Source organism: Psychrobacter sp. 16-MNA-CIBAN-0192 (assembly GCF_040309565.1).
In the GTDB taxonomy this organism is placed as follows: Bacteria; Pseudomonadota; Gammaproteobacteria; order Pseudomonadales; family Moraxellaceae; genus Psychrobacter.
Genome location: NZ_JBEOOX010000579.1, coordinates 1 through 247, shown reverse-complemented (window position 1 = coordinate 247; position 247 = coordinate 1). Strand labels below are relative to the sequence as shown.

Annotated in this window: 1 protein-coding gene; it reads left to right on the top strand. The window is 42.1% G+C overall.

What is annotated here, in order from left to right:
• Window positions 1-13: 13 nt before the first annotated feature.
• On the top strand, window positions 14-247 hold a 234-nt coding region (locus AAEY78_RS14460; protein WP_352340135.1), incomplete at its 3' end, for a MerR family transcriptional regulator.

Sequence of the window (247 nt, the reverse complement as noted above, 5' to 3'; positions counted from 1 at the left end):
CATAGAGGTTGTTATGACAATCAAAATTGGTGAGCTCGCTAAACGCACAGGTGCCACAGTAGAAACCATTCGCTATTATGAAAAAGAGCGTTTATTACCCGAGCCTTTTCGTAGCGAAGGGAATTATCGTTTATATAATGAAGAGCACATTGAGCGTCTACAATTTATCCTACATTGCCGTACGCTCGATATGGCTTTAGATGATGTGCGAATCTTACTTGAATACTGGGAGTCGCCTGACAAGGAC